20 protein-coding genes and 2 other annotated features are annotated in these 25,209 nt (G+C 55.1%); of the genes, 5 read left to right on the top strand and 15 right to left on the bottom strand.

Annotation, left to right across the window (positions count from 1 at the left end; translation table 11 throughout):
• Window positions 1–48: 48 nt before the first annotated feature.
• Window positions 49–338, bottom strand: a binding site (T-box leader).
• Between the two features lie 51 nt (window positions 339–389).
• Window positions 390–732, bottom strand: a binding site (T-box leader).
• A gap of 54 nt (window positions 733–786) precedes the next feature.
• The 7 genes from tsaD to J2Z70_RS26950 form a co-directional block, all read right to left on the bottom strand.
• Complete coding sequence (gene tsaD / locus J2Z70_RS26980; RefSeq protein ID WP_209878275.1) at window positions 787–1,836, bottom strand: tRNA (adenosine(37)-N6)-threonylcarbamoyltransferase complex transferase subunit TsaD; 1,050 nt, start codon at window positions 1,834–1,836, stop codon at window positions 787–789.
• On the bottom strand, window positions 1,833–2,357 hold the full coding sequence (gene rimI / locus J2Z70_RS26975) for a ribosomal protein S18-alanine N-acetyltransferase (RefSeq protein ID WP_209878273.1): 525 nt from the start codon (window positions 2,355–2,357) through the stop codon (window positions 1,833–1,835). The genes tsaD and rimI overlap by 4 nt, the downstream gene beginning before the upstream one ends.
• Complete coding sequence (gene tsaB / locus J2Z70_RS26970; protein WP_209878271.1) at window positions 2,354–3,181, bottom strand: tRNA (adenosine(37)-N6)-threonylcarbamoyltransferase complex dimerization subunit type 1 TsaB; 828 nt, start codon at window positions 3,179–3,181, stop codon at window positions 2,354–2,356. The genes rimI and tsaB overlap by 4 nt, the downstream gene beginning before the upstream one ends.
• Complete coding sequence (gene tsaE / locus J2Z70_RS26965) at window positions 3,178–3,669, bottom strand: tRNA (adenosine(37)-N6)-threonylcarbamoyltransferase complex ATPase subunit type 1 TsaE (protein WP_209878269.1); 492 nt, start codon at window positions 3,667–3,669, stop codon at window positions 3,178–3,180. Before tsaE ends, tsaB begins: the two co-directional genes overlap by 4 nt.
• 88 nt (window positions 3,670–3,757) lie before the next feature.
• Entirely contained in the window at window positions 3,758–4,732 is a 975-nt protein-coding gene (locus J2Z70_RS26960; RefSeq protein ID WP_209878267.1) for a DMT family transporter, read from the bottom strand.
• Between the two features lie 243 nt (window positions 4,733–4,975).
• Window positions 4,976–5,161, bottom strand: coding sequence for an H-type small acid-soluble spore protein (locus tag J2Z70_RS26955; RefSeq protein ID WP_036723178.1), 186 nt, complete (start codon window positions 5,159–5,161; stop codon window positions 4,976–4,978).
• 14 nt (window positions 5,162–5,175) lie between these two features.
• Entirely contained in the window at window positions 5,176–5,355 is a 180-nt protein-coding gene (locus tag J2Z70_RS26950) for a hypothetical protein (RefSeq protein WP_209878265.1), read from the bottom strand.
• Between the two features lie 142 nt (window positions 5,356–5,497).
• Here J2Z70_RS26950 and ku point away from each other — a divergent pair, with 142 nt between their 5' ends.
• The gene (gene ku / locus J2Z70_RS26945) at window positions 5,498–6,478 is read left to right on the top strand and encodes a non-homologous end joining protein Ku (protein ID WP_209878263.1); all 981 of its coding nucleotides are present in this window, start codon (window positions 5,498–5,500) and stop codon (window positions 6,476–6,478) included.
• Window positions 6,426–7,469, top strand: coding sequence for an ATP-dependent DNA ligase (locus J2Z70_RS26940; protein ID WP_342593065.1), 1,044 nt, complete (start codon window positions 6,426–6,428; stop codon window positions 7,467–7,469). The genes ku and J2Z70_RS26940 overlap by 53 nt, the downstream gene beginning before the upstream one ends.
• Window positions 7,470–7,662: 193 nt before the next feature.
• On the opposite strand, the gene J2Z70_RS26935 is transcribed toward J2Z70_RS26940, so the two are convergent.
• Both J2Z70_RS26935 and J2Z70_RS26930 read right to left on the bottom strand, forming a co-directional pair.
• Complete coding sequence (locus J2Z70_RS26935; RefSeq protein ID WP_209878261.1) at window positions 7,663–8,859, bottom strand: hypothetical protein; 1,197 nt, start codon at window positions 8,857–8,859, stop codon at window positions 7,663–7,665.
• Complete coding sequence (locus tag J2Z70_RS26930; protein ID WP_209878327.1) at window positions 8,823–9,398, bottom strand: RNA polymerase sigma factor; 576 nt, start codon at window positions 9,396–9,398, stop codon at window positions 8,823–8,825. Before J2Z70_RS26930 ends, J2Z70_RS26935 begins: the two co-directional genes overlap by 37 nt.
• Window positions 9,399–9,584: 186 nt before the next feature.
• On the opposite strand from J2Z70_RS26930, the gene ligD reads away from it, so the two are divergent.
• Window positions 9,585–10,481 (top strand): non-homologous end-joining DNA ligase, encoded by an 897-nt coding sequence (ligD, locus tag J2Z70_RS26925; protein WP_209878259.1) that lies wholly within the window; start codon window positions 9,585–9,587, stop codon window positions 10,479–10,481.
• Between the two features lie 175 nt (window positions 10,482–10,656).
• On the opposite strand, the gene J2Z70_RS26920 is transcribed toward ligD, so the two are convergent.
• Together J2Z70_RS26920 and cls are read right to left on the bottom strand one after the other, a co-directional pair.
• A complete protein-coding gene (locus J2Z70_RS26920) occupies window positions 10,657–11,565 on the bottom strand; it encodes a YitT family protein (protein WP_076081086.1) in 909 nt (302 codons plus the stop codon).
• Between the two features lie 167 nt (window positions 11,566–11,732).
• The gene (cls, locus tag J2Z70_RS26915; protein ID WP_209878257.1) at window positions 11,733–13,163 is read right to left on the bottom strand and encodes a cardiolipin synthase; all 1,431 of its coding nucleotides are present in this window, start codon (window positions 13,161–13,163) and stop codon (window positions 11,733–11,735) included.
• A 277-nt stretch (window positions 13,164–13,440) separates the two neighbouring features.
• Here cls and J2Z70_RS26910 point away from each other — a divergent pair, with 277 nt between their 5' ends.
• Window positions 13,441–14,718, top strand: a complete 1,278-nt coding sequence (locus J2Z70_RS26910; RefSeq protein WP_209878255.1) for a M23 family metallopeptidase — start codon at window positions 13,441–13,443, stop codon at window positions 14,716–14,718.
• 28 nt (window positions 14,719–14,746) lie between these two features.
• Window positions 14,747–15,196, top strand: coding sequence for a bactofilin family protein (locus J2Z70_RS26905; RefSeq protein ID WP_209878253.1), 450 nt, complete (start codon window positions 14,747–14,749; stop codon window positions 15,194–15,196).
• 51 nt (window positions 15,197–15,247) lie between these two features.
• Here the strand turns inward: J2Z70_RS26905 and J2Z70_RS26900 are convergent, their stop codons facing one another.
• The 4 genes from J2Z70_RS26900 to J2Z70_RS26885 form a co-directional block, all read right to left on the bottom strand.
• Window positions 15,248–16,036, bottom strand: a complete 789-nt coding sequence (locus J2Z70_RS26900) for an ABC transporter permease (protein ID WP_209878251.1) — start codon at window positions 16,034–16,036, stop codon at window positions 15,248–15,250.
• A complete protein-coding gene (locus tag J2Z70_RS26895; protein ID WP_036723164.1) occupies window positions 16,029–16,955 on the bottom strand; it encodes an ABC transporter ATP-binding protein in 927 nt (308 codons plus the stop codon). Before J2Z70_RS26895 ends, J2Z70_RS26900 begins: the two co-directional genes overlap by 8 nt.
• Window positions 16,956–17,840: 885 nt before the next feature.
• Complete coding sequence (gltB, locus tag J2Z70_RS26890) at window positions 17,841–22,436, bottom strand: glutamate synthase large subunit (protein ID WP_209878249.1); 4,596 nt, start codon at window positions 22,434–22,436, stop codon at window positions 17,841–17,843.
• 375 nt (window positions 22,437–22,811) lie between these two features.
• Window positions 22,812–25,166, bottom strand: coding sequence for a YhgE/Pip domain-containing protein (locus tag J2Z70_RS26885; RefSeq protein WP_209878248.1), 2,355 nt, complete (start codon window positions 25,164–25,166; stop codon window positions 22,812–22,814).
• Window positions 25,167–25,209: the final 43 nt, after the last annotated feature.

Here is a 25,209-nt window from a genome sequence, read left to right as displayed (position 1 = left end):
CTAATGGAGGGCTGCCTCCTAAAAAGCACAAAGACCCCCCGTCTCTTATAAAGAGACGGGGGGTCAGCCCTCCGCGGTACCACTCTTTTTGACGCATAGGCTCCCTGATGTCAGAAGTCCCGGCTGCGTCCAGCTTAGATCAGATCTCCCAGCTCCGATAGCGGAAGCTATAAAGATCTGAAGGGTCCGGTAACGGGGACATCCGTAGCAGCGTACCTGTAGCTCTTTCCGCCGCTCCGCTCACGGGCGAGATTCGCCGGTCTCTGGTGTCTGCGTCGCACCTCCCCGCAGCTCTCTGTTCACCTTAGCCGTCTACTGCTCCCGATCCTTGCGTGTCATTCCTATATAACTTCTCACAAAATGTGCACAAAAAAAGCCTGCCGTCTCATTCAAGAGACGACAGGCTGTTCACTGTCGCGGTACCACTCTTGTTGATATCCGAAACCGCTAACCTTCCAGCTGTTCTGCGATACCCACTCCATGTCTGCAAGGTTCCCGGAATGTTCCCACTCCGCCAAGCCTTGACTGACCACCCTCTCACGGAGGTTAACCGTAACGGTGTACCTAAGGTTGCCGGATTACATCCTGTACCGGCCAGCGCTCCTGTTCAAAGAGCTCCCTGCTTCCACCGCTCCGCTCCCGGACGAGTTCAGGTCTCCATCGACTGCGTCGCACCTTCCCGCAGCTCTCTTATCCCGGAGTGACCTTACTGCTTCCGATCATTGCGTTTGTTCAAATATAAGATGATTGAATTGAAATGATTATACCCGGCGGCATCTGCAAAAGTCAATAGGCAGATACCGACCATTTCTCCAGCGAATAGCCGGGGTCGGCGACCATATCCAGCGGAATCCCGCCTTCATGTCTCCATTTCACGTAAGCTGCGGCACCAATCATCGCCGCATTATCCGTGCAATACACGGGAGGAGGGATAACCAGCTCAATCCCCTCTATTCCGCAGCGCCGGATCAGGGCTTCGCGCAGCCCCTTGTTCGCCGCTACCCCTCCGCAGAGCAGAAGCTGCTCCGCGTGGTATTCACGGACGGCACGGATCGCCTTCTCGACCAGCACTTCAACTACGGATTCCTGGAAGCCGCGCGCAATGCCCGCGACATCCGGCACAAGCCCCTTCATCTTACTCTGATTCACCGCGTTCAGCACCGCAGACTTCAGACCGCTGAAGCTGAAGTCATACGAGCCCGGCTCCAGCCACACACGCGGCAGAGCGAAGGCTTCCTCCGCTTCATGCGCCAGCTTGTCCACATGCGGCCCTCCCGGATAAGGGAAGCCCAGGGCCCGCGCCACTTTGTCGTACGCTTCGCCGACGGCATCGTCACGGGTGCGCCCGATGATCCGGAAAGCTCCTTCCCGCTCCATATGCACCAGCTCCGTATGCCCCCCTGACACCACCAGCGTCATGCCCGGATACTTCAATTCCTTGACCAGCCGGTTAGCATAGATATGACCGGCAATATGATGCGTGCCGATGAGCGGCTTGCCCCAGGCCAGCGCCAGGCTTTTGGCAGCCACGACTCCGACCAGCAGCGCCCCCACCAGTCCCGGACCCTGCGTTACCGCCACTGCCGTCAGCTCCTGCGGACGTACGCCTGCCGCGCTTAAGGCTTCTTCAATAACCAGCGTAATCACTTCGACATGCTTGCGGGAGGCCACTTCAGGCACCACACCTCCGAATGCCCGATGGGTCTCAATCTGGCTGGAGATGATGTTGGACAACACCTCACAGCCATCCTTCACTACAGCTACAGAGGTCTCGTCACAGCTGGTTTCAATCGCCAGAATCAATACAGGCTCCCTTGCGCCCGTGTCTGTCTTCATTTCAAGTCCACGCTTCCTTCCGTTACAGCTTGCTCCCCGTACTCCGGCAGATCGGCCCACATGATGAGCGCATCCTCGCGGTTGTCCGAATAATAGCCCTTGCGGGTACCCGCAGGCTTGAAGCCTTTTTTGCGGTATAAATTCTGGGCCACCTCATTGGAGACCCGTACTTCAAGCGTGATCGACTGCATGCCGAGATAAGCCGCCGTCTTCATCAGCTCGTCTAGGAGCCGCTCGCCCCATTTACGTCCCCGGTATGCCTCCAGCAGTGCAATATTGGTAACATGCGCCTCATCAACAATCGCCCACATTCCCGCGTAGCCGATAATATGCCCTGCCAGCTCCATTACCATATATTTTGCAAAATGATTGTGGGTCAGCTCGTTGCGGAAGGCTTCCTCTGTCCAAGGCATGGTGAAGGCCTCCCGTTCAATCACAAGAATCGCAGGCACATCCTCCAGCCGCATCAGGCGAAAAACAAGCTCAGTCTCCTGAGCTGGTCTACGTTCCGGTTCGATCATCGTGTATTCAGGCTCCCTTCGCTGCTGCGGCGCAAATTCGCCTCCGCCTCTGACAGCTGCGTATAATTGGGAATCAGCGTATGCAAATCTCCACTCTCTTCGTAGAGACCCGCTTCCGCCAGAAATCCAGTCCAGCGTCCTTCCAGCTCATAAGGCACTGCCTGGACGTTGGCAGCTTCCATCAGCGGAGCCAGCATGTCCACACTTCCGTGCAGCGCCGTCTCGCCTACGAACCACAGTGTGTCCGGCAGATTGCCCTCAGCTGCGGCTTCCTTCAGCCGTACCGCCAGCTCCTGCACCCAGTCGGCCATCAGCCTGATGGCATCCGGCGCCAGCCGCCGGGGAGGCTTGTCCCCGTCCGCGGCGAATACAGCGGTGTATGCCTGTCCCCGCCGGGCATCGATCAGCGGAATGATCCAGTCTGTTCCTGCCGTGCCGTTCGGGGACGTTATGGAGCCTTGCTTCTGCTGCGCAGAAGCCGCATGGTATCCGCCCCAGGCCAGCGCATGCAGGCTGGATACACCGGTAACCGGTACGTTCCAGGCCCAGGCCAGCGTCTTGGCTGCAGTCACAGCGATCCGTGTTCCGGTATAGGAGCCCGGGCCGATCCCGACCGAGATTCCGCCGATTCTTTCGGCCGTAGTGGCAGACGCCTGAAGTGCCTGCTCAATAATAGGCAGCAGATGAACCGAATGGTTCCGCTCCCCGGAAGCATTAATCTCATGCAACAGCTCCCCGCCGCCAGTCACGGCCACTCCCAGAACTGCCGTTGATGTATCCAGCGCCAAAAACCGCTTACGCGGCTCATTATTCGAGTTCGTCATGTTTCTTTACCCCACTTCTGGATCAGCATCCGGCACACTTCGCCGTAAGGCTCTCCGATTCCGGTCACCGTAATCTCCCGTTCATCCGGGCCGGCGGTCTTCAGCTCTATATGGAGATGCCGCGGCGGCATCAGATCAGCAATGATTCGGCTCCATTCCACCAGACACACACCCTGACCGTAGAAATACTCTTCCAGTCCCAGCTCGTCCGCTTCCTGCAGCGATATCCGGTATACATCCATATGATACAGCGGCAGACGTCCTTCATACTCTTTGATAATGGTAAAAGTAGGACTATTTACAATACCTTCCACACCCAAATGGCGTGCATAGCACTGCGAGAACGCTGTTTTGCCCGCACCTAGATCCCCGTCAAGTCCGATAACCATCCCCGCCGATGACGCGGCAGCAATGGCGGCGGCAAGTGCCTCCGTATCCTGAAGGCTGAATGAACGGGTTGTAAACACCGTTTGTGTATTATTGTCCAAAGCTGCAACTACCACCTTTTTGAAGATCCCTTAACAGTTAACAATACTTTTAATTATATCGGTATGCTACTTGCACCGCAACAGCCTGTCAGTCCGTTGAGAACGCCGGAGCCGCCGCAGGCTTCCCCGGATGCCGGGAGAACAGGCTATGCAGCACCATACCACCAATAATGACCGCAATCCCCGCCCATGACAGGAGGGATGGCAGCGGCGAGGCCAGCAGGAGCATCTCCCCCAGCAAGGCGAACAGCACCTCCAGTGACTGGGTCGCTTCCACGGCTGCCAGACTGCTCATGCTATCCCGGACCAGATCGGTAGCCCGGAAAAACAACACCGTAGCCACAATTCCCGAACTGAGTGCAACAATGACTGATTGTCCTATTTGCGGGGAGGAGGGCAGGCCTGTATCTGTCATACCATACAGAGCGACAGCCAGCCAGAAGGGCAGGCTGGCAAGCGTCATGCCAAGAATCCGCTGGAACACATCCAGCTGGCCGCCGCACAGCTCCATCATCTTACGGTTGCCGAGCGGATAAGCGAAGGAAGCGATAAGTACCGGGACAATGCCGAGCAGGACCTGGGATGGGGCAAGCTGCCGCGCCTGCTCCACTTGCAGCAGCGCTACTCCGGCGAGAATAATCAGGGAGAGGAGCAGCCCGCGCAGCGGGATTTTACCTCTTATGTATACTTGTCCTCCCGGTCCGCTGACCCATTCTCCGAAGAACGGAGCCAGCAGCGAACCGGAGATAATCGTGATCTGCCACGTTCCAGCCGTCAGCCAGCCCGGTGCATAGGCAGCGGCGAAGCAGATGGGCGCGTAGAACAAGCCGAACCCGACAGTTCCCCACAGCAGCCAGGCTCCAGGCCGTTCTCTCATCGCAGCCAGCAGCGGCTTCAGCCTCCCTCTTCCGGCCACAATCGCCAGCAGCAGCGGGAGCGTGAACAAGTACCGCAGCGAGGCGCTCCACGCCCAGCTTCCTCCCGCAAGCTCCATCCTCCGGTTCAGCACAAACGTCACCGCAAAAAACAGCGCCGAGCACACACCCAGCAATATCGGACGCACTTCCATCATCTCTTTTCGTCAAAATTCTTCTCCCAAATATAGGGCTCACCACGCCCGGCGTCAATATCTGTGTCAGCTATTATTAGAGGCTACGGCTCCACGCCCGGCCCTGAGCATAACGTGTGTAGGAGGTCAGGCCACACAAAAAGCAGGAGACTCCCGCGATGGTGTCACCGCCAAGAGAACGCCTGCTCTAATTAGTATTTTACCTGGATACCTACCAGGACTTATTGTGCTGACCCGCTACTTCCTCTGTTCCTCCAGCCGCTCAACACCAACAGTCTGTGTATTCGTCGGCCGGGAGCCTACCTGAACCGTTGCCATACCGTTATCCGAATCTACATGCTCAATCCAGACCGGCTCACCGTCGAGATGCACCGCAATCTTGTCCTTGGAAGCGTAAATATCCTGCGCCCGTGTTATATCCATTCTTTTCTTGCCCCCTATTCCTCTTCATCTTCCACCGGAAGCTCCCCGATTGTTGCATCAGCATCCAGCAGTACTGCGTCCTCGTCCAGTCCGGCATCCTTCGGATCGGCAATAATATTGTCCCAATTGACCGCCTCAGCCGGAATATCCTGCTCGGATAACGCATCGCTCCAGTGATAGTGCTCCTTGTCCATAATGCCTCCTCTTCTCGCTTTGGGTCTGTGCAAGCTGAGCAGCATTTATTTTTTCCCATGACTCTCAAAACATGCATCCGGCTAGAAAAAGCCCTTCCTCCCCATACTAAGCCATACCACATCCCATCAGGAGGCGATTCTCATGCATACCGTTTGGAAAGGAGCCATCAGCTTCGGGCTTGTGCATGTTCCGGTCAAGATGTTCTCCGCTACGGAGGATAAAGACATCTCGCTGCGCTACATCCACAAAGAATGCGGCAGTCCGCTGTCTTATGTACGTAAATGTCCTGTCTGTGACAAGGAAGTCACCTGGGAGGAGATCGGCAAGGGGTACGAATATGAGAAGGGCAAGTTTGTTTTGTTCGACAAGGAGGAGCTGGATCAGCTAAGCGAGGAGAGCAGTAAGAGCATCACCATACTGGATTTCGTGGATTTGACGGAGATTGACCCGATTTATTTCCAGAAGACCTACTATTTATCGCCAGACCAGGCAGGCGCCAATGCTTACCGTTTGCTGATGGAGGCGATGCGTCAGACCGGGAAGATCGGTATTGCCAAGATCTCCATCCGCTCCAAAAGCAGTCTGGCCGCCATCCGCGTCCTGGCGGACTGCTTGGCGATTGAAACGATCTATTACCCGGACGAGGTCCGTCCGGTATCGCAGGTTCCCGGCCTGCCGGAGCCGGGCAGCGTGAACGACAAAGAGCTGGATATGGCCAAGCTGCTGATCTCACAGCTGTCCACCCCGTTCGAGCCTGCCAAATACACCGATGATTACCGCCAGCGGATGCTTGATCTGATTACACATAAGATTGCAGGCGAAGAGTTCCATATTGCTCCGGCCCGCCAGGAGAACAATGTTATCGATCTGATGGCTGCCCTGCAGGCCAGTATCGAGGCTGTGCAGCATATTCCTTCCGATCCCGGACCGGCTAAGGGAGGCAGCGGGGCTAAGCCAAGGACAGCCGCCGGTGCGAAGAAACGTCCGGCCAAGGCCACTGCCGCAGGGACTTCAACCGATACAGCCGCCGCTCCGGTTGTAGATGAAGCTACCGGACCAATTCCGGTGATTGCCCCGAAGCCGAAGCGCCGGAGCGCGAAGAGCAAGGGAACCGGTGCCTAGAGGCCGGGCGTCTGCACCCGCCGCCAGGCTGGACAGCTCCCTTCAGCTTAAGACCATCACTCCGTTTGAGCCTGTACTGGCCTCTGTGCTTCCTAGCGGAGAACAGTGGATCGCCCAGATCAAATGGGACGGCGTGCGGATGATCTCCTATTACGACGGGAGCCATGCTGAACTGATTAACCGCCGTGGCAATCGGCGCACGCTCCAATATCCTGAGCTGGCCGAACCAGGAAGCTATTGCCGGGCAGGCTCCTTCATTCTGGATGGCGAGATCATTGCACTCAGCGACGGCAAGCCCTCCTTCCATGAGGTCATGCGGCGGGACAGCCTGAAGAACGAGGCGGCGATCCGGGCAGTGCAGCCGCAGGTTCCGGTGCTGTATATGGTTTTTGATATGCTGTATTGTGACGGCATCTGGCTGCTGGATGAACCGCTGTCCCGGCGGCAGGAGCTGCTGAAGGAGATGCTGCTGCCCCATCCCCATGTGCAGCAGGTGCCGAGCTACCCCGATCCCGTCCAGTTGCTCGCTGCGGCGCGGCAGGGCAGTCTGGAGGGGATCGTCTGCAAGGATCTGGACAGCGCTTATGCGCCGGGCGGCAAGGACAAGCGCTGGCAGAAGCTCAAGATCATCTCCGATGTCACCGCTGTCGCCGGGGGCGTCACCTTCCGGGACGGCATCGTGAATGCGCTGCTGTTCGGCCTGTATGATGATGCCGGCAGGCTGCATTATATCGGACATGCCGGAGCAGGCAGAATGACCGTCCAGGACTGGCGGACACTGACCGGACGGATTCCGGGACTTGTCACAGAGCATATGCCGTTTGCCGCACTCCCGCAGCGAAGCTCAGGCTCCGTTTGGATTAAGCCTGAGCTGGTGTTTAAGCTGCATTTTCTGGAATGGAATCCCTCCGGCACCTTCCGCCAGCCTGTGATTCAGGCTCAGGTCGATCTGCCCGCCCATTACTGTTCTTTAAGCCAGAGAGGGTTCTAGCTGCCTATTGGGGAGTAAGGCTTCCGGCAAGTTTCAGCAGTTCAGCCTTACTCTGCACAGTGTTCCGGGTATCCGTTAATGTGTACTCTCTGCTGCCGTCCGCACTGCTCATTATGGTCGGTTTTTCGCATACAAAGAAGGTGTCCCTGCCTATGCCGGCTTCTGGAACACCCTCACTCAACGCCTTATCTCTTCAACGCTGAACCATCCCGGCGGCAAGGCTCTCCCATTGCTCCCGGGTCAACCGCTTATCCGGCGGGTCCGTCATCAAAGCAAGCCCTCCATAGGCGTTATCATACCAATACAGTCTGCTTACTGAACTTCCGTTCTCTTCTCCAGCGCCTGCCCCCGGAATGAACAGCAGCTCCTTATCCTCGTAGGTCCATAGTTCAGCCGTTTGGCCGGGGGATACGTGAATTTGCGAAGGACCGGTTGTTGCTGCGTTATTCCAGAATAACTGAAGCTTCAGCTGCTGGCTGCCATCCCGATAGATCACCTCGGCGCTTGCGATATTCTCCAAGGGCCATAAAGTTGCAGCCAGCGGATTCCCGTCCGGAGCAGCTTCCGTTTTGGCCTTCAATGCCTCCAGTGCCAGCCTATACTCCGGCTCAAACGCAGAGGGGGTTTTGGCGAACAGCCGGCCCTCCGCAAACTGTAACCCGCCTATTCGCTCAGGCGGCAGTGCAAAGCTCCACTTGCCCGTTTGCTCCCGGGCGGCTGACAGCTTCGCGTAGCTGGTATACGTAACCGTTCTGCTGGTGAAAAATAGCGGTTTTCCATACCCCAGCCCGTTCATCAATGCAATCAATTCACTGTCATTGACATAATAAGCTGCTGTCTCTCCCGGCTGTAAATCCGCTTGCGCCTGTTGTTCATATTGCTCCCTTAGCTTAAAGTAACGTTCCCGGGCGGAGCTAGAGCCAATGTAAGGCGTGTAGACCTTCGATTCAGCGTACCTAAGCTGCGCCACAACTCTGCCGCCGCTGTCCTTCAAGAACAGAGGCTGCCCCTCCGTCTGCCGGATGACCGCAAAGTCCGGGTGCAGCGCCTTCCCCGTAGTTTCCTGGTCTGTTCCATGGCGGAGAACGCTGAACCCAGCCAGCCCCAGCAGCGCAACCGCACAGAGTCCGGCGGCCAGCCTTCTGCCCCGCTGTACCGCAGGACGCAGCGAAGGTATCGGCTGCCTGGTCATCACAGGCCCTTGCCTAACCATTTCAGGCACCGCTTGCCCCGGTGAAGCTGGCGTTCCTCCGCCCTCTGATGCAAGCCGCTGTGCATGGATGACCCGTACCCGCTCCATAACGGATGACTTAACATCAATGCTGCCCGCTGCCTCACCTGCGCCCATTCGTCTTATCCTTTTTTCTTCAGCAGCGAAGTGCTCGTCCATTGTGGTTCGTCCCCTTCTCTTTGCGATTTCAGCAGGTTGGTGAGTTTAATAATCGTGCGCTGATATCTTTTTTTGACCGCATCCTGATTCTTGCCCAGAATCACGGCGATTTCGGCAAAGCTCTGCTCTTCAAAAACCCTCAGCAAAAGCAGGTTCCGCTCCTCCACCTTCAGCCGGGAAAGCGCTACAGCGAGCGGTTCATCGAACAGGAAGCGGTCCATCTGCTGCTCCGGGCTTTCCGCGTATTTCTGCGGCCGCAGCAGCAGCATCACCCGGCTCTGCCGCTGGCGCTGGCGGATAACCGCCAGGCAATGATGATAAGCGATTTTATACAGCCATGAAGAGAAGCTGACCAGCGGACGGTACTTGCCGATATTTTGATAGGCTTTGACCAGAATCTCCTGCACGGCATCCTCCGCCTCTGCCCCGCTGCCTAGCAGACGGCTGCAATAACGGTACATCGGCTGCTGAACAGCTTCAACGATCCGCCCGTACTGCTCCACGTCGCCGTTTTGAACCTTAACAACGAGGTGTTCCATTTCATCCAAAATCGTAAAACGCTCCTCTCTTCTAGCTAACACCCTTATAAGCACCTGCCCGGGCCAAAAGGGACATTTTGCGCAAAAAAGTGTGAACTGCCCTTATCCCGGACCGGAATCCCGACTGAAAACCGGCAGCACGGCAAATACTAGGCAGACATACACAAGCCTAAGGAGGGATGTCCCATGCCAGCGGCCACCAAAGGAACCATTACCGTAGACGGGCAGCAAATCAGCATCACCAATCCCGACAAACCGCTCTGGCCCGAGATGGGCATCACCAAGCAGATCTATCTGCAAAAGCTGGCGGCTCTCTCGCCCTACCTGCTGCGCTATTGCAAGGACAGGCTGCTCACGGTGATCCGCTATCCCCATGGCGTTCCGGGGATGTCCTTCTATCAGAAGAACGCCCCGGAGCCGCTGCCGGAATTCGTCCGCACGGCGGTGCAGGACAATATCACCTACATTGTGCTGCAGGGCCTGCCGGAGCTGCTCTGGCTGGGCAATCTGGCTGCGCTCGAATTCCATCCCTCCCTCCATTATGCCGGCAATACACTGCCCTGCGAATGGATGATTGATCTGGACCCTTCGCTTGAGGTCGAACCACGGATTATGGAAGCTGCTGCTGTGGTAGGGGAGGTGCTGAGATCGCTCGGACTGGACTCCGTTCCCAAAACCTCGGGAGCCACCGGAGTGCAGATCATTGTTCCGGTTAAGCCGGGGGTGACCTTCGATGAACTGCGCCGGATCGGGCATTTCGTAGGCCGTTATGTCACCGAGAAGCGGCCCGATCTCTTCACCCTGGAGCGTCTGAAGAAGCATCGCGGGGATAAAATATATTTCGATTATCTCCAGCATTACGGCGGCAAAACACTCGCTGCCCCGTACACCCCGCGCGCCCGGCCGCTGGCTACTGTCTCCACTCCCCTCCTGTGGGAGGAGGTTGAACGGGGCGTCAAGCCTACAGATTTCAACCTGCTGAATATAGAAGAGCGTCTCGGCCGGTTAGGAGATCTGATTGCCAAGGTTCCTCCTCAGCCGGTCGAAGCGATTATTGCCAAGCTGCCCTCAGGACAGCAATAAGCCCGCAAATGCCTTTCTCAGGCTGCGGGCTTATTCTTGCGTCCAGAATCAGGACGGAAGGTATTATTATATATGGGCATACGGCGCAACAAGTCAGGACCGCCGTATGGGTTACTCTGTCGTTCGTAAATATACCTTCCTTCGAAGCGTTCCGGCTGAACCGGTTACGCTAATGCTAATGAATTGCTTTTTTCTTGAAGCGGCCGCCCTTAACATCATGGATATTGCCGATCGCGATGAACGCGTCAGAATCCCAATCTTCTACGATAGACTTCAGCTTCGCTTCTTCCAGACGGGTAATGACAACAAAAATCACTTTCTTGTTATCGCCGGAGAATCCGCCCTCACCATCAAGATAAGTCACTCCGCGTCCCAGACGCTCCGTCAGAGCTTCGCCGATATCACGGAATTTATCACTGATAATCCATACCGACTTGGACTGGTCCAGACCTTCAAGTGTAATATCGATCAGTTTGAAAGCAATGTAATACGCAATGAGCGAGAACATCGCATTATTCCAGCCGAACACAAAGCCTGCGCCGGACAGGATGAACAGGTTGAAGAACATAACGACTTCCCCTACAGAGAACGGAAGCCTCTTGGATACAAGAATGGCTACAATCTCAGTACCATCGAGCGATCCGCCGTAACGGACAACGAGCCCGACCCCAACGCCGAGAATTACCCCTCCGAATACTGCTGCGAGCAGCGGCTCAACCGTAATGGGATGAACAGGATGGAGCAACTGGGTACCGATGGACATTACAATTACAGCAAATAGAGTAGATAAGGCAAATGTCTTACCGATCTGCTTATACCCGATAACCAGGAACGGCAGGTTAAGCAGGGTCAATAGAATACCGAGCGGTATATTGAAAATATGGGACAACATAATGGAAATACCGGTGATTCCGCCATCAATCAACTTATTGGGAACAAGAAAAATTTCAAGGGCAACAGACATCATGGCCGCTCCGATGACAATCATCACAATCCGCTGGGCCAGTCTTGCCGTCTTGAACACTCCAGACTTCTCCGGCTTCTTCTGTTCTTCACTCGTAAAGATATGTTGGCTTACAGTCATAGAACTCCCCCTATAAATAGTATATCTAAGAAGCTTACGAAAGCGAACGTACAGTCGTGCCTTCTCCCCTGTTCTTCTTATATTTCCATTATATCATAAAAGAAAGTCAAATAACGCATGTAAATTGATATAACCTTCGATAATCGATGATTCGGCCATCTTTTCTGTCATAATAGCGGAGATAAGAGCTGACACAGACTTTCTATGCGTTTGACATTACGGCTGCGCTCCCGGAACTTTTTCGGATCAATGAATTCACTCTGCTCCAGATCTCTGCTGAAGTCCTCAGCCAGCTCTGTAATTGTCTCCGGACGGAACAGCACCGCCGTCAGCTCGAAGTTGGAATAGAAGCTGCGCATGTCCAGATTGGCACTGCCGACGGTGGCCAGCAGGCTGTCGATAATCATTACCTTGGCATGCATGAACCCTCTGGTATAACGGTAAAATTTCACGCCGGCGTCCTGCAGATTCTCCAGATACGCCAGCGTGGCATAATAGACCAGCTTGTTATCCGGCTTCGCCGGGATAATAATCCTTACGTCCACACCGCTAAGGACTGCATTCTTCAGCGCCCTGCAAATCGCGGGGTCGGGGATGAAGTATGGTGAGGTCATCCAGATACGTTGCCTCGCGGCACAGATGGAAGCAAAATACATCTCCTGGGTGGCATCTATGCCCGCATCGGGACCGCTGGCGACAATCTGCACGGCTTCCCTTCCGCTACAGTCATGATCCGGAAAGAAGCGCGGATGGCTGAGAGCTTCACCGGCCGCCAGCCGCCAGTCCTTGAGAAACACATACTGCAGATGATAGACGGCATCCCCTTCAAGCCGCAGATGTGTATCCCGCCAGTAGCCCATTTCCGGATTTTTGCCCAGATAATCATCGCCGATGTTCATGCCTCCAGTGAATCCGGTCAGTCCGTCCACCACCAGGATCTTCCGGTGATTGCGGTAGTTGAACCGGCGGTCCGGCAGTGCAGTCAGCGGCGGCAGAAAAAAATAAACCTGCACTCCCGCGTTCTTCAGTGTATTCACAAAGCCCCGGCTAAGTTTATGGCTGCCCAGGCCATCGCACAGCAGGCGCACCCTCACCCCCTGGCGTACCTTGCGGATCATCAGCTCCTGGAACTGCCGGCCGATCCCGTCCTCCCGGAAAATATAAAATTCCATGTGGATATGCTCCTGCGCACCTTCCATCACCTCCAGCATGGACTTATACGCTGCCTGTGCGCTGGACAGCACTTCACACCGGTTGTGGCTTGTAACCGGACTGTCCGCCAGTTCAGAGAACAGATGCAGCAGCTCAGAGCGGTGTTCAAATCCGGGGTTGCCGGTATCCTCCGCCTGCTTGACCTTATGAATCTTGCCGGCAACATGAATACGGATTTCCCGCAGCAGGGAGACGCACCGGTTCACGAGCTTGCGGCTCTGCCAGTAATCGCGCCCCAGGAAATAGTAGAACAGCAGACCCAGCGGCGGGCAGCAGAAGGTAATACATATCCAGGCAAGCGCCCGCTGCGGACGGCGGAATTCGGAAGCGGTAATAATGGCAAGCTGCACAATAAAAAGACATAAGATCACGGCAAATATCCTCATTCCGGGCCTCCTGATCAACTGAATGAACTATTACTATCTCTGCGGGCATAGACAGCGCCTGCTAACTTTCATGAGGAATCTGCGGCGGCAGAAGCCTGCGCTTACTACAGGTTTTGCCTTAACTCTCCTTCTTTATTCAAGTAAACCGTTGTCATGTTCACCTTAGTTATGGAATACATAGAGTAGTAGGACGAATCGGATAAGCCCCCTGCACCCCGACAGATGATTTCAGTCAGTTCATACCCAGCGGCTGCCATGGCCGCAGTAAGGAGACGTTATGAAGAGTCAGCCAAGTCAGGAAAAGATTACGCTGCTCGTTATGCGTGAGGCCGGACGGCCTGTGAAGCAGCTGCAAATGTCAAAGCCCTTCGCTCTGGCGCTGCCTGCCGCGGCCGCGCTGTCCCTCTCCAGTCTGGTCACCTCCATGCATATCCATGCCTCCCGGTCCATCGCAGAGCTGGAGGCCGAAGCGGCCGCCTTATCGCTGACCAATATCCGCATGGAGCTGAAGGTTGCCGATAAGGATCAGGCGCTACAGCAGCTGCGCGGCCAGGTCAGCGAGCTCTCGGAGGAAGCGGAGAGCATTAAAGACAAGCTGAAGAGTGTGACTGAGCTGGAAGAGCAACTGCAATCACTGATCAACAAAGAAACCACCTCTTCTGCTGCCGGTAGCGGTTCTAGTGCGGCTATCCGCACTGAAAATGCTGGCTCCAAGACCTACAGCGCGGATACGTCAACCTCAGCAACTTCCTTCAAAGGCAGCCAGCCGGTAGTGGCAGATTTGCCTGATACCGGAGCAGGAACCGCAGCCGCCGGAAGCTATGGCAAGGTCAGCCGGTTAAGCGCCGGCCCGTTCATCCGGGAACAGCCGGAAGCTCTCTCTGCCGCCGTATCGCCTGCCGTCAACTTCCGGATCAGGGCTGCTGCTACAGCACTGAACCCGACTGCCAATCCGCAGGTCGGCGGTGAATATGTCGCCGTCTATGAGAATGATCCGCAGCGGCTGGTTGAGGAGACAAAGGACGACTTCGAGGAGATCCACAGCATCATGGATGAGATGATCAGCAGTATCTCAAGCACGATTACACAGGCCGAGAAGGCACACAAGACAAGAGCGGAGTTTCAGGCAAAACAAGCCCAGGAGAAGCAAGCCCGGCTGGCACGGGCCGTGATGTGGCCTACCGGCTCGAAGGTCATTACCTCCAGCTTCGGTTACCGCTCCGATCCTTTCAAGGGCGTCTCTGCTTATCATTCCGGGATTGATATTGCCGGAAATATCGGAGATGCAGTATACGCAGCACTGGGCGGCGTAGTTACCTCTGCAGAACAAATGGGAGCCCGGGGCAAATACATCATCATCAAGCATGACAATGGACTGGAGACCTGGTACATGCATTTGAACCAGATGATAGTCACCCCCGGTGAGCGGGTCGGCAAAGGGGAGCAGATCGGCATGCTGGGCAGCACCGGGCGCAGCACGGGCCCCCATCTGCATTTTCAGGTCGTGAAGCAGAACAAGCCGGTGAATCCGCTCAATTATGTTAAGCCTTCATAATATTAAGAATATAAGGAGGAATGCGGGAATGTGGAATAGACGTGGACCGGGTGCTTCACCCAAGTCAACCGACTCGCTGATCGGCCATGGCGGCACGCTCGAAGGGAAAGTGCATTGCGATACGAACCTGCGGATTGAAGGGAATTTCAGCGGGGAGATTCTGTGTGAGGGTACAGTGACGGTTGGTGAACAAGGCACCGTCCACTCCAGCATTGAGGCGCAGGAGATCATTATCGCCGGCAAGGTCTATGGAGACGTAACCGCCCAGCGGAAGCTCATTCTCACCGGAACAGGACAACTGCATGGTAACATTGCCGCCGGTTCCCTGAGCATTGCGGAAGGCAGCCTGCTGAACGGGGCTGTGGCCATGACCGAACAGCCCGCCCCTGAGACAGCGGGCGGGCTGCATACGGTCAATACCAAGAAGACTGCAGGCAAGCGCAGAGAGAGCAAGCAGAGTAAGCTGGAGGGCGCATGAGCCGTAAGCTCTCAGCCTGTACGGTTACACTAGCCAGCCCTATCCTGCTACTTACGCTGCTACATCCCTTTTACGGAACACAATCCATGATACCGCCATGAATACCACATAATACACAGCCAGGACGGCAATCGCGAACCCCAGCGTCGCTCCCCCGGGACCGGTATCCGACACCACATAATTACTAAGATTCATATGGGCAAAAATCAGATAGTTCGCCCACTCATACCGGTCGGGGTTGAAGATGGCGATAAAGATATCCTTGGTGAACATGATCGACAGCGACAGCACAATCGCCAGGCCGCTGGAACGGAATACGCTGGAGATCATGAAGGCAATGGCTGCTGTCAGGAACAGCTCAATGTAGCTGCACAGAATCAGCATGAAGACATATTCCCCTTGCCCCCAGCCCATCACCATGTCCCCCGAAATCCCTGCAGCCCCGGAAGAGAAAATGAAGGCGGAGCCATAGCCAAACAGGATCAGTACACCCGTGCTGACAAGACTGAAGATAACCAGCGAAATATACTTCGAGAGCAGAATCTTGGAGCGGCTCCAAGGGCGGATCAGCAGCAGCTTAATCGTTCCCCAGGTGAATTCGCCCGCTACGGAGTCGGCAGCCACTAAGGCAGTGAAGATGGTATTCAGGAAAAATGCGATGGTTACGGTGGTCCGGAAGCTGTCCCACAGCCCGACTACATTACTTCCGTTCGTGGTGAAATGAATTAGCGCCGGAAACAGCGCACTCATCAGTGCCAGAAGAACCAGCATAATCCATGTCCGCAGACGTCTGAATATTTTGATATTCTCATTATGTATGAGAGAAGCGAACTCACCCAATGCCTTCACCTCCTGTAATTTCCAAGAATTGATCTTCAAGCGAACGGGACATCGCCTTGATGCTGTAGACCTTAATCCCGGCAGCTACCAGCTTGGCATTCAGCTCAGCAATCTCCTCCCGCACCGCATCTACTGCTAATCCGCCTTCCATGATTACACCTTGGCCGATCTGCGCCAGTGCAGCCTCAGGGTTATCTACCTCGAAGAACGTCTGGCTTACCGGTACCGCTGCATCCCCGACCGTCTTAAGCTGCTTCACATCGATCAGCCGGCCGTTCTGGATAATCGCCACACTATCGCACATCAGCTCCATCTCCGACAGCAGGTGACTGGAGACAAACACGGTTGTCCCCTCAGTCTGACACAGCTTGCGCAGATAATCACGCAGCTCGCGGATACCCTGCGGGTCCAGTCCGTTGGTCGGCTCATCCAGAATCAGCAGCTTCGGCCGATGCAGCAGAGCCTGGGCCACCCCCAGCCGCTGGCGCATCCCTAAGGAATAGGTCTTGACCCGGTCATTGATCCGCTGACTGAGGCCAACCAGCTCAACTACTTCATTGATGCGCTCTTTGGTCACGCCTGGCACCATGCGGGCATACTGGCGAAGATTCTGGTATCCGGTTAGGAACTTGTACATTTCAGGATTCTCTACGATGGCCCCCACATTAGCTATAGCCTCTTCAAAATGGTCTTTGATGCTTCGTCCGCAGATCAGGATATCCCCGCGGCTAATGGAGATCAGTCCTACCATCATACGGATGGTAGTGGTTTTACCGGCTCCGTTCGGCCCGAGGAATCCGAAGATTTGCCCGGGTGGAATGTCGAGTGTCAAGTCGCTGATCAGCGTTTTGGAGCCTATTCTTTTGGTAACCCCCATCAGGCTGGCTACAGGCTTCACCACTTCTGCCGTATTCGGCATAACTTCACTTCCTTTCGTCGGTTTGGTGTGAAAAAGGCATGCGCTTTCGGATAAGACGCTTTCATAGCAGCACTGAAGAGACTCTAATCTAGATGTAGCCGTAACTGCGGAGAACGTTTGGACTTCAATTACCCCATCTTATTATTGTCTTTTTCAGTTCAAGCTATTATTAACCTTATCAGTGCATCAGCAACCCATTTTCAACCATTTATATATTTTACCACACCCCCCCTTTCCCTGAAATTAGGAAAGAAATGCAGTGAAAGGATAGAAAGGAAACAAAATCATCCTGCCGGATGAATGGTAAACCTGTAAGCCAGCAAAATTAAGCCAGAACAATTTATGAATTTGGTTTAATACGAAAATAAAAGTCGGGATGCGACTGATGCACCCGACTTATTTTCATTCCTGGGGGTGACAAGGCCTCTGTCTTGTCATGCCTATTTTTCGCCTACATTTGATCTACACGCCTGCGGGGTAACCCGATGTATGCTGTTTTTGACATACATTTGGACCATGCGCCTGCGTGATAACCCAATGTATGCTGTTTTTGACATACATTTGGGCCATGTGCCTGCGCGTCAGCCAATGTATGTTGTTTTTGACATACATTCGGCCCATGCGCGTGCGTGCGAGCACAATGTATGCTGTTTTTGACATACATTTGGGCCATGCGCCTGCGTGGTAACCCAATGCTGTTTTTGACATACATTCGGCCCATGCGCCTGCGCGTCAGCCAATGTATGTTATTTTTCACTTACATTTGGGTCATGCACGTGCTTGCGACCACAAAAAAGCCCTATCCTTCCGCAATGGAAGGATAGGGCCTCTTATTACGATGCGCTCCGTCAATGCTGAAGCACATCATTTATGAAGTGTAAAATCTTAACCGCCAACACGCGCAAGCTCACGCATATTCGCTTCAAAAGCAGCCATCAGTGCAGCTTCACCGGTCAAACCGCTGCTCTCCACCTTGCGGATCTGCTCCAGCATCCGTTTGTAATCCTTCGGAATGACACGGGCAAATCTCGGCAGGGCCTCATCCCATGAATCCAGAATCGCCCGGCCCGCATTACTGTCTGTATGCTGGGTATGGCGGCTGATCATAGCATGCAGTTCAGCGATTTCGTCCGCTTCCTCTACACGCTCCAGCAGCACCATCTCCAGGTTACAGCGTTTGATGAAGGTGTTGTCAGGATCATATACATAAGCGATACCGCCCGACATCCCTGCTGCAAAGTTACGGCCTGTTGTACCCAGTACAACCACACGGCCGCCGGTCATGTATTCGCAGCCGTGGTCGCCTACGCCTTCAACGACTACATTCGCCCCGGAGTTGCGGACGGCGAACCGTTCACCGGCAATACCGCTCACATAAGCTTCGCCGCCGGTTGCTCCGTACAGCGCCGTATTTCCGATGATGATATTCTCTTCTGCCGCGAAGGTAGCCTTGCGCGAAGGCCGGATAATCAGCTTGCCTCCGGACAGCCCTTTGCCGACATAGTCATTCGAGTCGCCTTCAACGGTAATGGTGACGCCCTTCGGCACGAAGGCGCCCAGACTCTGTCCCGCAGATCCGGTAAAGTGCAGGCGGATCGTATCGTCCGGCAATCCGGCTGCGCCGTATTTGCGTGTCAGCTCACTGCCGAGAATCGTACCCACGGCACGGTTCACGTTCGTGATCGGCAGGGAAGCTTCCACTGCCGTGCCGGATTCCAGCGCAGGTGCAGCAATATCGAGCAGATGCGTCATATCCAGAGTCTCTTCCAGACCGTGGTTCTGGAACTTGCTGCGGAAGCGTGTGCTTCCTTCCGGCATAGCCGGAATGTGCAGCAGGCTGCTCAGATCGACGCCCTTCTTCTTCCAGTGCGTGGATGCCTTAACCGCATCCAGACAATCGGTACGGCCGACCATCTCTTCAATCGTCCGGAAGCCCAGCTCTGCCATAATCTCGCGCAGATCCTGTGCCACGAAGGTCATGAAGTTCACTACATGCTGCGGATCACCCATGAAGTTCTTGCGAAGCTCAGGGTTCTGGGTCGCTACGCCCACCGGACAGGTGTCCATCTGGCATACACGCATCATGATACAGCCTACGGCTACCAGAGGTGCAGTAGCGAAGCCGTATTCTTCAGCACCCAGCAGAACGGCTACCGCGAGGTCGCGCCCGCTGAGCATCTTGCCGTCAGTCTCCAGCACGACACGGTCGCGCAGATTGTTCAGCATCAGCGTCTGGTGGGTCTCCGCCAGGCCCAGCTCCCAAGGCAGTCCGGCATGACGGATGGAGTTCATCGGCGAAGCGCCGGTCCCCCCATCATAACCGCTGATCAGGATAATATCAGCGCGGCCCTTCGCCACACCTGCGGCAATGGTGCCTACGCCAACCTCAGAAACGAGCTTCACGTTAATGCTGGCACGCGGATTGGCATTCTTCAGATCATAGATCAGCTCGGCCAGATCCTCAATCGAATAGATATCATGATGCGGCGGCGGCGAGATCAATCCCACACCTGCCGTTGAACCGCGGACCTCTGCCACCCAAGGGTACACCTTGCGGCCCGGAAGCTGTCCGCCTTCACCCGGCTTCGCGCCCTGCGCCATCTTGATCTGAATCTCGTCGGCGTTCACCAGATAGTTGGAGGTAACGCCGAACCGTCCAGAAGCGACCTGCTTGATCGCACTGCGGCGGGAATCGCCGTTAGCGTCCGTAAGGAAGCGCGCCGGATCTTCTCCGCCTTCCCCGGTGTTGCTCTTGCCGCCGATACGGTTCATGGCAATAGCCAGCGTCTCATGTGCTTCCTTGCTGATCGAGCCGAAGGACATGGCACCGGTCTTGAAGCGTTTCATGATCGATTCAGCCGATTCTACCTCATCCAGTGATACCGGAGCACCTACGCTCTTGAACTGCAGCATCGAGCGCAGCGTCTGGTGCTTCTCGCTTTCGCCCTGAACGAGCGCTGCATACTTCTTATACATCTCATAATCACCGCTGCGCACGGAGTGCTGAAGCAGATGAATGGTCTGCGGGTTGAACAGATGCTCTTCCCCGTCACTGCGCCACTGGTATTCACCGCCGGAATCCAGCACCATATCGTTGCCGTCTTTGTCGGTGAAGGCGCGGTTATGGCTGGCAAGTGCTTCTTGCGCCACTTCCTCCAGGCCAATTCCGCCGATACGCGAAGGTGTCCAAGTGAAGTAACGGTCTACGAACTCGGAATTCAGACCGACCGCTTCAAAGATCTGTGCCCCCCGATAGGACTGAATCGTGGAGATTCCCATTTTGGACAGAATTTTGACCACGCTCTTCGTAGCTGCCTTGATATAGTTCTTCACAGCCTTCTCATGCGAGATTCCGCGGAGCAGGCCTTGGCTGATCATGTCATCGAGACTCTCGAAGGCCAGGTAAGGATTGACCGCACTTACACCATAACCCAGCAGAAGCGCATAATGATGAACTTCACGCGGTTCGCCGGATTCCAGCAGGATGCTGACCTTGGTACGGGTTCCCGAGCGGATCAGATGGTGATGCAGGCTGGAGACTGCCAGGAGCGCCGGAATTGCCGCATTCTCGCGGTCTACACCCCGGTCGGACAGAATAAGGATATTATGTCCCTTGCCCATGACGCGGTCTGCCGCCTCATTCATCCGGTCAAGCGCAATTCTGAGACCCTCTGCCCCCAACTCGGCCGGGAAGAGAATCGGAATGGACATCGACTTGAAGCCCGCACGGCGGACATGACGGATTTTGGCGAAATCCTCGTTCGAGAGAATCGGAGAATCCAGCGAGATCTGCCGGCAGCTCTCCGGTTCTGCCTTCAGCAGGTTGCGTTCAGGTCCGATCGTAGTCGCTGTGGACGTTACCAGTTCTTCACGGATGGCGTCAATCGGCGGGTTGGTGACCTGGGCGAACATCTGCTTAAAGTAATTGTACAGGCGCTGTGGACGGTCTGATAACACGGCCAGCGGCGAATCGTAACCCATGGAGCCGACAGCTTCGGCGCCTGTGGAGGCCATAGGCTCCAGCACCTTGCGCAGATCCTCGAAAGTATATCCGAAGGACTGCTGCAGCTGCTGCACATTATCATGCTTCGGATTCGGCAGCTCCGGTGCATCCGGGAGCTGATCGAGACCGATCAGATGCTCATCCAGCCACTCTTGATAAGGCTGCTCGGAGGCGATCTCGGCTTTGACCTCTTCGTCCGAGATAATCCGGCCCTGCTTCGTATCCACGAGCAGCATGCGGCCCGGTCTCAGCCGGTCTTTGTATAGAACATCTTCTGCCGGAATGTCGAGGACACCCGCTTCAGAGGAAAGAATAATCAGATCATCTTTGGTGACATAGTAACGCGCAGGACGCAGGCCGTTACGGTCGAGGATAGCCCCGATCTGTACACCGTCGGTAAAGCCCATTGCGGCAGGCCCGTCCCACGGTTCCATCAGGGTGCTGTGGTATTCATAGAAGGCTTTCTTCTTCTCGTCCATGCTGTCATGATTGCTCCAAGGCTCAGGAACCATCATCATCGCCACATGGGGCAGGGAGCGTCCGCTCAGGTAGAGGAATTCAAAGGTATTATCGAACATGGCCGTATCGGAGCCGTCCGGATTCACCACCGGCTTAACTTTGCTGATGTCTTCTCCGAACTTCTCGCTCTTGAACAGCGACTGGCGGGCATGCATCCAGTTCACATTGCCGCGAAGGGTGTTAATTTCACCGTTGTGGATCATGAAGCGGTAAGGGTGGGCACGTTCCCAGCTCGGGAAGGTGTTGGTGCTGAAGCGGGAGTGGACCAGCGCAATCGCTGATTCCAGCGTCTCCTCCTGGAGGTCCAGATAGAATTGTCCTACCTGTACGGTAGTGAGCATGCCTTTGTATACGATCTTCTTACAGGAAAGACTCGGCACATAGAAGGATTCGCCCTCTTCTGCCCCGCCGTAGCGGATCGCCAGCTCTGCCCGTTTGCGGATCACATACAGCTTGCGTTCGAAGGACAGGTCATCCTTGATTCCCTCCGAGCGGCCGATAAATACCTGGCGTACATAAGGCTTAGCAGCCTTGGCCGTCTTGCCGAGCATTTCGTCAAAGGTTGGGACATCGCGGTAACCGAGTACCTGCTGCCCCTCTTCCGCGATAATCTCGCTCAGGAGCGCCTCGTGGCGGGCGCGGATCTCCTCGTTATGAGACAGAAAGATCATGCCCACGCCATAATGGCCCGGCTCCGGAAGCTCAAAGCCCAGCTTCGCAGCTTCGCCGGCAAAGAAACGGTGGGGAATCTGCAGCATAATGCCGGCTCCGTCTCCAGAGTTCGGCTCGCTTCCCTGGCCTCCCCGATGCTCCATATTGAAGAGCATAGTCAGTGCATTACTGACAATATCATGGGACGGCTTGCCTTTTATATGCGCGACAAATCCCATGCCGCAAGCGTCTTTTTCGAACTGGGGATCATAAAGGCCCTGTTTGCCGGGCAGTTCAGTGTGTCTCATCACATGCAACCTCTCTATTATAAAGTAGACGGAATTCCAGGAAAATTTTTCAGCGGAAAATCTTAATAATTATTCAGGCAGAATTGGTGTTATTATTTTATCATCGAGCTGACATGAGCGCAATTTAAACTTTTTTATGAGCTTGATTAACATTTGCTTTTGCATTGCAGCTTTAGCGAATAAAAGCGTAAAAAAACTGTCGAATGTATAATTATGCATAAATGACGAATAAGCGCTTATGCGCTGAAAGCGTTTCAATCATTTTCCCGGCCTGAAAACAGCACTTCCTTTAGCTATTTATATTTATGAATAAACCAAAAGCGCCCCGTAAAGGGGCGCTTTTGGTTCGTATGTTTTACAAAGAATGTTGTTGATTTATACAGTCAAAACTTGTTCACTTTTCAGTACCGCTTCATTGCCGCGGTCGCGGGTCATGAAGTAGGTAAAGGTAAGAGCCAGGAAGATTACCCCATAAGCGCCAAGCGTTCCTGCATCGGCCCACATGGAGCCGAAGTCTCCCGTAGAGATTACTGCCTTGAAGCCTTTGACACTGTAAGTCATCGGCAGCAGCGGATTGAAGATCTTCATCCAGTTAGGAATCAGCTCCAACGGGAAGGTTCCTGCGCTTGTAGTCAACTGGAAGATCAGAATCAGAATGACTACGAAGCGGCCAGGCTGATCCAACCAAGTAACAATCGCTTGAATCATCCACATGAAGGCCAGGCTGGTAATGAACGAGAAGGCGTAGAACAAGGGTACATTCTGTACTTCAAGTCCCAGACCATACAAGACAATCAGGACAGCCAGCAGAGCCTGAAGCACACTCATCATGGAGAATGTAAGTGTACGGCTCATGAACCGGTTGAACCGGCTGGCTCCAATGACTTCGGAATCACGCATAGGGATAACAATCGTACAGATCAGAGCACCTACGAACAATCCGAGGGACAGGAAGTAAGGAGCGAATCCTGTGCCGTAGTTAGGCACCTTGTTAACCTTCACTTCTTCGATCTGTACCGGCTGGGCGAACATCGATACCAGTCCATCGGTCTTGTTCACCGATTTGGTCTGTGAAGCCGCATCGCCCAGCTTGCTTGCCAGCTCACCGGAGCCGGTCTTCAGCTCATCCAGGCCATCCTTCAGCTGCCCCGCTCCGTCACTTAGCTTCTTCGAGCCATCGGCTACCGAGCTGAGGCCGGTGCCCAGCTTGCCTGCGCCAGCCAGCAGCTTCGTGGTGCCGGCTTCCAGCGCCTTGCCGCCGTCTGCCAGCTTCACGCCGCCCGCTGCAGCTTCGTCCAGCTTCGCGCCGAACTGCTTCATGCCTGCGGCCAGCTTCACGCCGCCGTTCTCCAGTGCGCCTGCTCCGGCGGCCAGCTGATTCTGGCCATCCAGCAGCTGTGTGCTGCCTGCGTAGAGCTTCTGCGCTCCCTCATGCAGCTGACCCACACCTGCATCCAGCTGCTGTGAACCGCTGTGCAGCTGATTCGCTCCCTGGAGCAGCTGCTCCTGGCCGCTGTTCAGGGCCGCAGCTCCGTCAAGGAGCTGCTGCTGACCCTGGTCCAGCTGCGCCGCGCCCGCAGCTACTGCTGCGCTTGCTGCCACCAGCTTCTGCACCTCAGGGCTTGCTGCCAGCTGAGGATTCGACTTCGCCAGCGCCTGCAGACCGTCAGACACAGCCTTAGCTCCGGCTGCTGTCTTGGCACTTCCGTCCTTCGAAGCCGTAAGTCCGGCTTCAAGCTTCGCACTGCCCTCGGCGGAGGATGATAATCCGGCCGCTAGCTTCGCGCTGCCATCCACAACTGCCTTCGTGCCTGTCTGCAGCTTCTCGGTGCCGACGACAGCCGACTGTGTTCCAGCCTGTAACGAAGCTGTTCCGGCTGCCGTCTTCTGCAGCCCGGCATTCAGCTGCTTGCTGCCCGCTGCCGACTGCGTCACCCCATCCTGCAGCTGCTTATGCGCTGCGGATAACTGCTGCAGTCCTCCGGCCAGCGTGCTGCTGCCGGTTTTGAGTGCGGCTGCACCGTTATTCAGATCACTCACGCCCTGCGTAAGCGGCGCTACACCATCCAGCAGCTTGCCGGTGCCTTCGGTGAGGACAACCAGATTGTCCTTCAGCTTCAGCGCGCCGTCATCCAGCTTGGTGGCGCCGTCTGCAATCTTGGTCGCACCGTCTCCGGCTTCGCCCAGACCGCCTGCGATTTTGGTGATTTTATCAAACACAGAACTGGTATAAGCTTCCGTAATCTTGGCGGATACCTTGCTCTTGATATCCTTCACTGCCGTGCCGCCAATCTGGCCTGCCAGGAAGTTGTAGCCTTCATTCGGCTCGTAGATGATCTTGGCCGGCTGCGGATCTGCATCCAGCAGTGTAGTTGCCTTGGCCGAGAAGTCTTCCGGAACCACAATCGCCATATAATAGGTATTGTCCGCAAGCCCGGCTTCCGCCTGCTCCCGGCTGACGAAATTCCACTTGAACCCGTCCGTCTTCTTCAGCTCCGTGACCAGATCTTCTCCGGCGGTCAGCTTGGTGCCTTCATAATCAGCACCCTTATCCTGATTGACAACCGCTACCGGAAGCTCGTTCATTTTACCGTAAGGGTCCCAGAATGCTTTCAGGAACAATCCGCTGTACAGAACAGGAATAAATAGAATGGCGAACATGGAAATACGCATCTTGGGATTCTTGAATACCGCGCCAAGATCCTTCATAAACACGGATAAAGATTTCATTCTGGTTCTCTCCTTATGATCATATGCTCTCTCTTGAAAATAC

Source organism: Paenibacillus silagei (assembly GCF_017874735.1).
Taxonomy (GTDB): domain Bacteria; phylum Bacillota; class Bacilli; order Paenibacillales; family Paenibacillaceae; genus Paenibacillus_AQ; species Paenibacillus_AQ silagei.
The sequence above is the reverse complement of the archived record's forward strand: the minus strand, read 5'-3'. Positions and strand labels throughout refer to the sequence as shown.

Bases quoted from the DNA above. Each gene is read 5' to 3' on its own strand.
- tsaD (WP_209878275.1), bottom strand. From the start codon at position 1,836: ATGAAGACAGACACGGGCGCAAGGGAGCCTGTATTGATTCTGGCGATT.
- rimI (WP_209878273.1), bottom strand. From the start codon at position 2,357: ATGATCGAACCGGAACGTAGACCAGCTCAGGAGACTGAGCTTGTTTTT.
- tsaB (WP_209878271.1), bottom strand. From the start codon at position 3,181: ATGACGAACTCGAATAATGAGCCGCGTAAGCGGTTTTTGGCGCTGGAT.
- J2Z70_RS26955 (WP_036723178.1), bottom strand. From the start codon at position 5,161: ATGGATATAACACGGGCGCAGGATATTTACGCTTCCAAGGACAAGATT.
- J2Z70_RS26950 (WP_209878265.1), bottom strand. From the start codon at position 5,355: ATGGACAAGGAGCACTATCACTGGAGCGATGCGTTATCCGAGCAGGAT.
- ku (WP_209878263.1), top strand. From the start codon at position 5,498: ATGCATACCGTTTGGAAAGGAGCCATCAGCTTCGGGCTTGTGCATGTT.
- J2Z70_RS26935 (WP_209878261.1), bottom strand. From the start codon at position 8,859: ATGGACGAGCACTTCGCTGCTGAAGAAAAAAGGATAAGACGAATGGGC.
- J2Z70_RS26930 (WP_209878327.1), bottom strand. From the start codon at position 9,398: ATGGAACACCTCGTTGTTAAGGTTCAAAACGGCGACGTGGAGCAGTAC.
- ligD (WP_209878259.1), top strand. From the start codon at position 9,585: ATGCCAGCGGCCACCAAAGGAACCATTACCGTAGACGGGCAGCAAATC.
- J2Z70_RS26920 (WP_076081086.1), bottom strand. From the start codon at position 11,565: ATGACTGTAAGCCAACATATCTTTACGAGTGAAGAACAGAAGAAGCCG.
- cls (WP_209878257.1), bottom strand. From the start codon at position 13,163: ATGAGGATATTTGCCGTGATCTTATGTCTTTTTATTGTGCAGCTTGCC.
- J2Z70_RS26910 (WP_209878255.1), top strand. From the start codon at position 13,441: ATGAAGAGTCAGCCAAGTCAGGAAAAGATTACGCTGCTCGTTATGCGT.
- J2Z70_RS26905 (WP_209878253.1), top strand. From the start codon at position 14,747: ATGTGGAATAGACGTGGACCGGGTGCTTCACCCAAGTCAACCGACTCG.
- J2Z70_RS26895 (WP_036723164.1), bottom strand. From the start codon at position 16,955: ATGCCGAATACGGCAGAAGTGGTGAAGCCTGTAGCCAGCCTGATGGGG.
- gltB (WP_209878249.1), bottom strand. From the start codon at position 22,436: ATGAGACACACTGAACTGCCCGGCAAACAGGGCCTTTATGATCCCCAG.
- J2Z70_RS26885 (WP_209878248.1), bottom strand. From the start codon at position 25,166: ATGAAATCTTTATCCGTGTTTATGAAGGATCTTGGCGCGGTATTCAAG.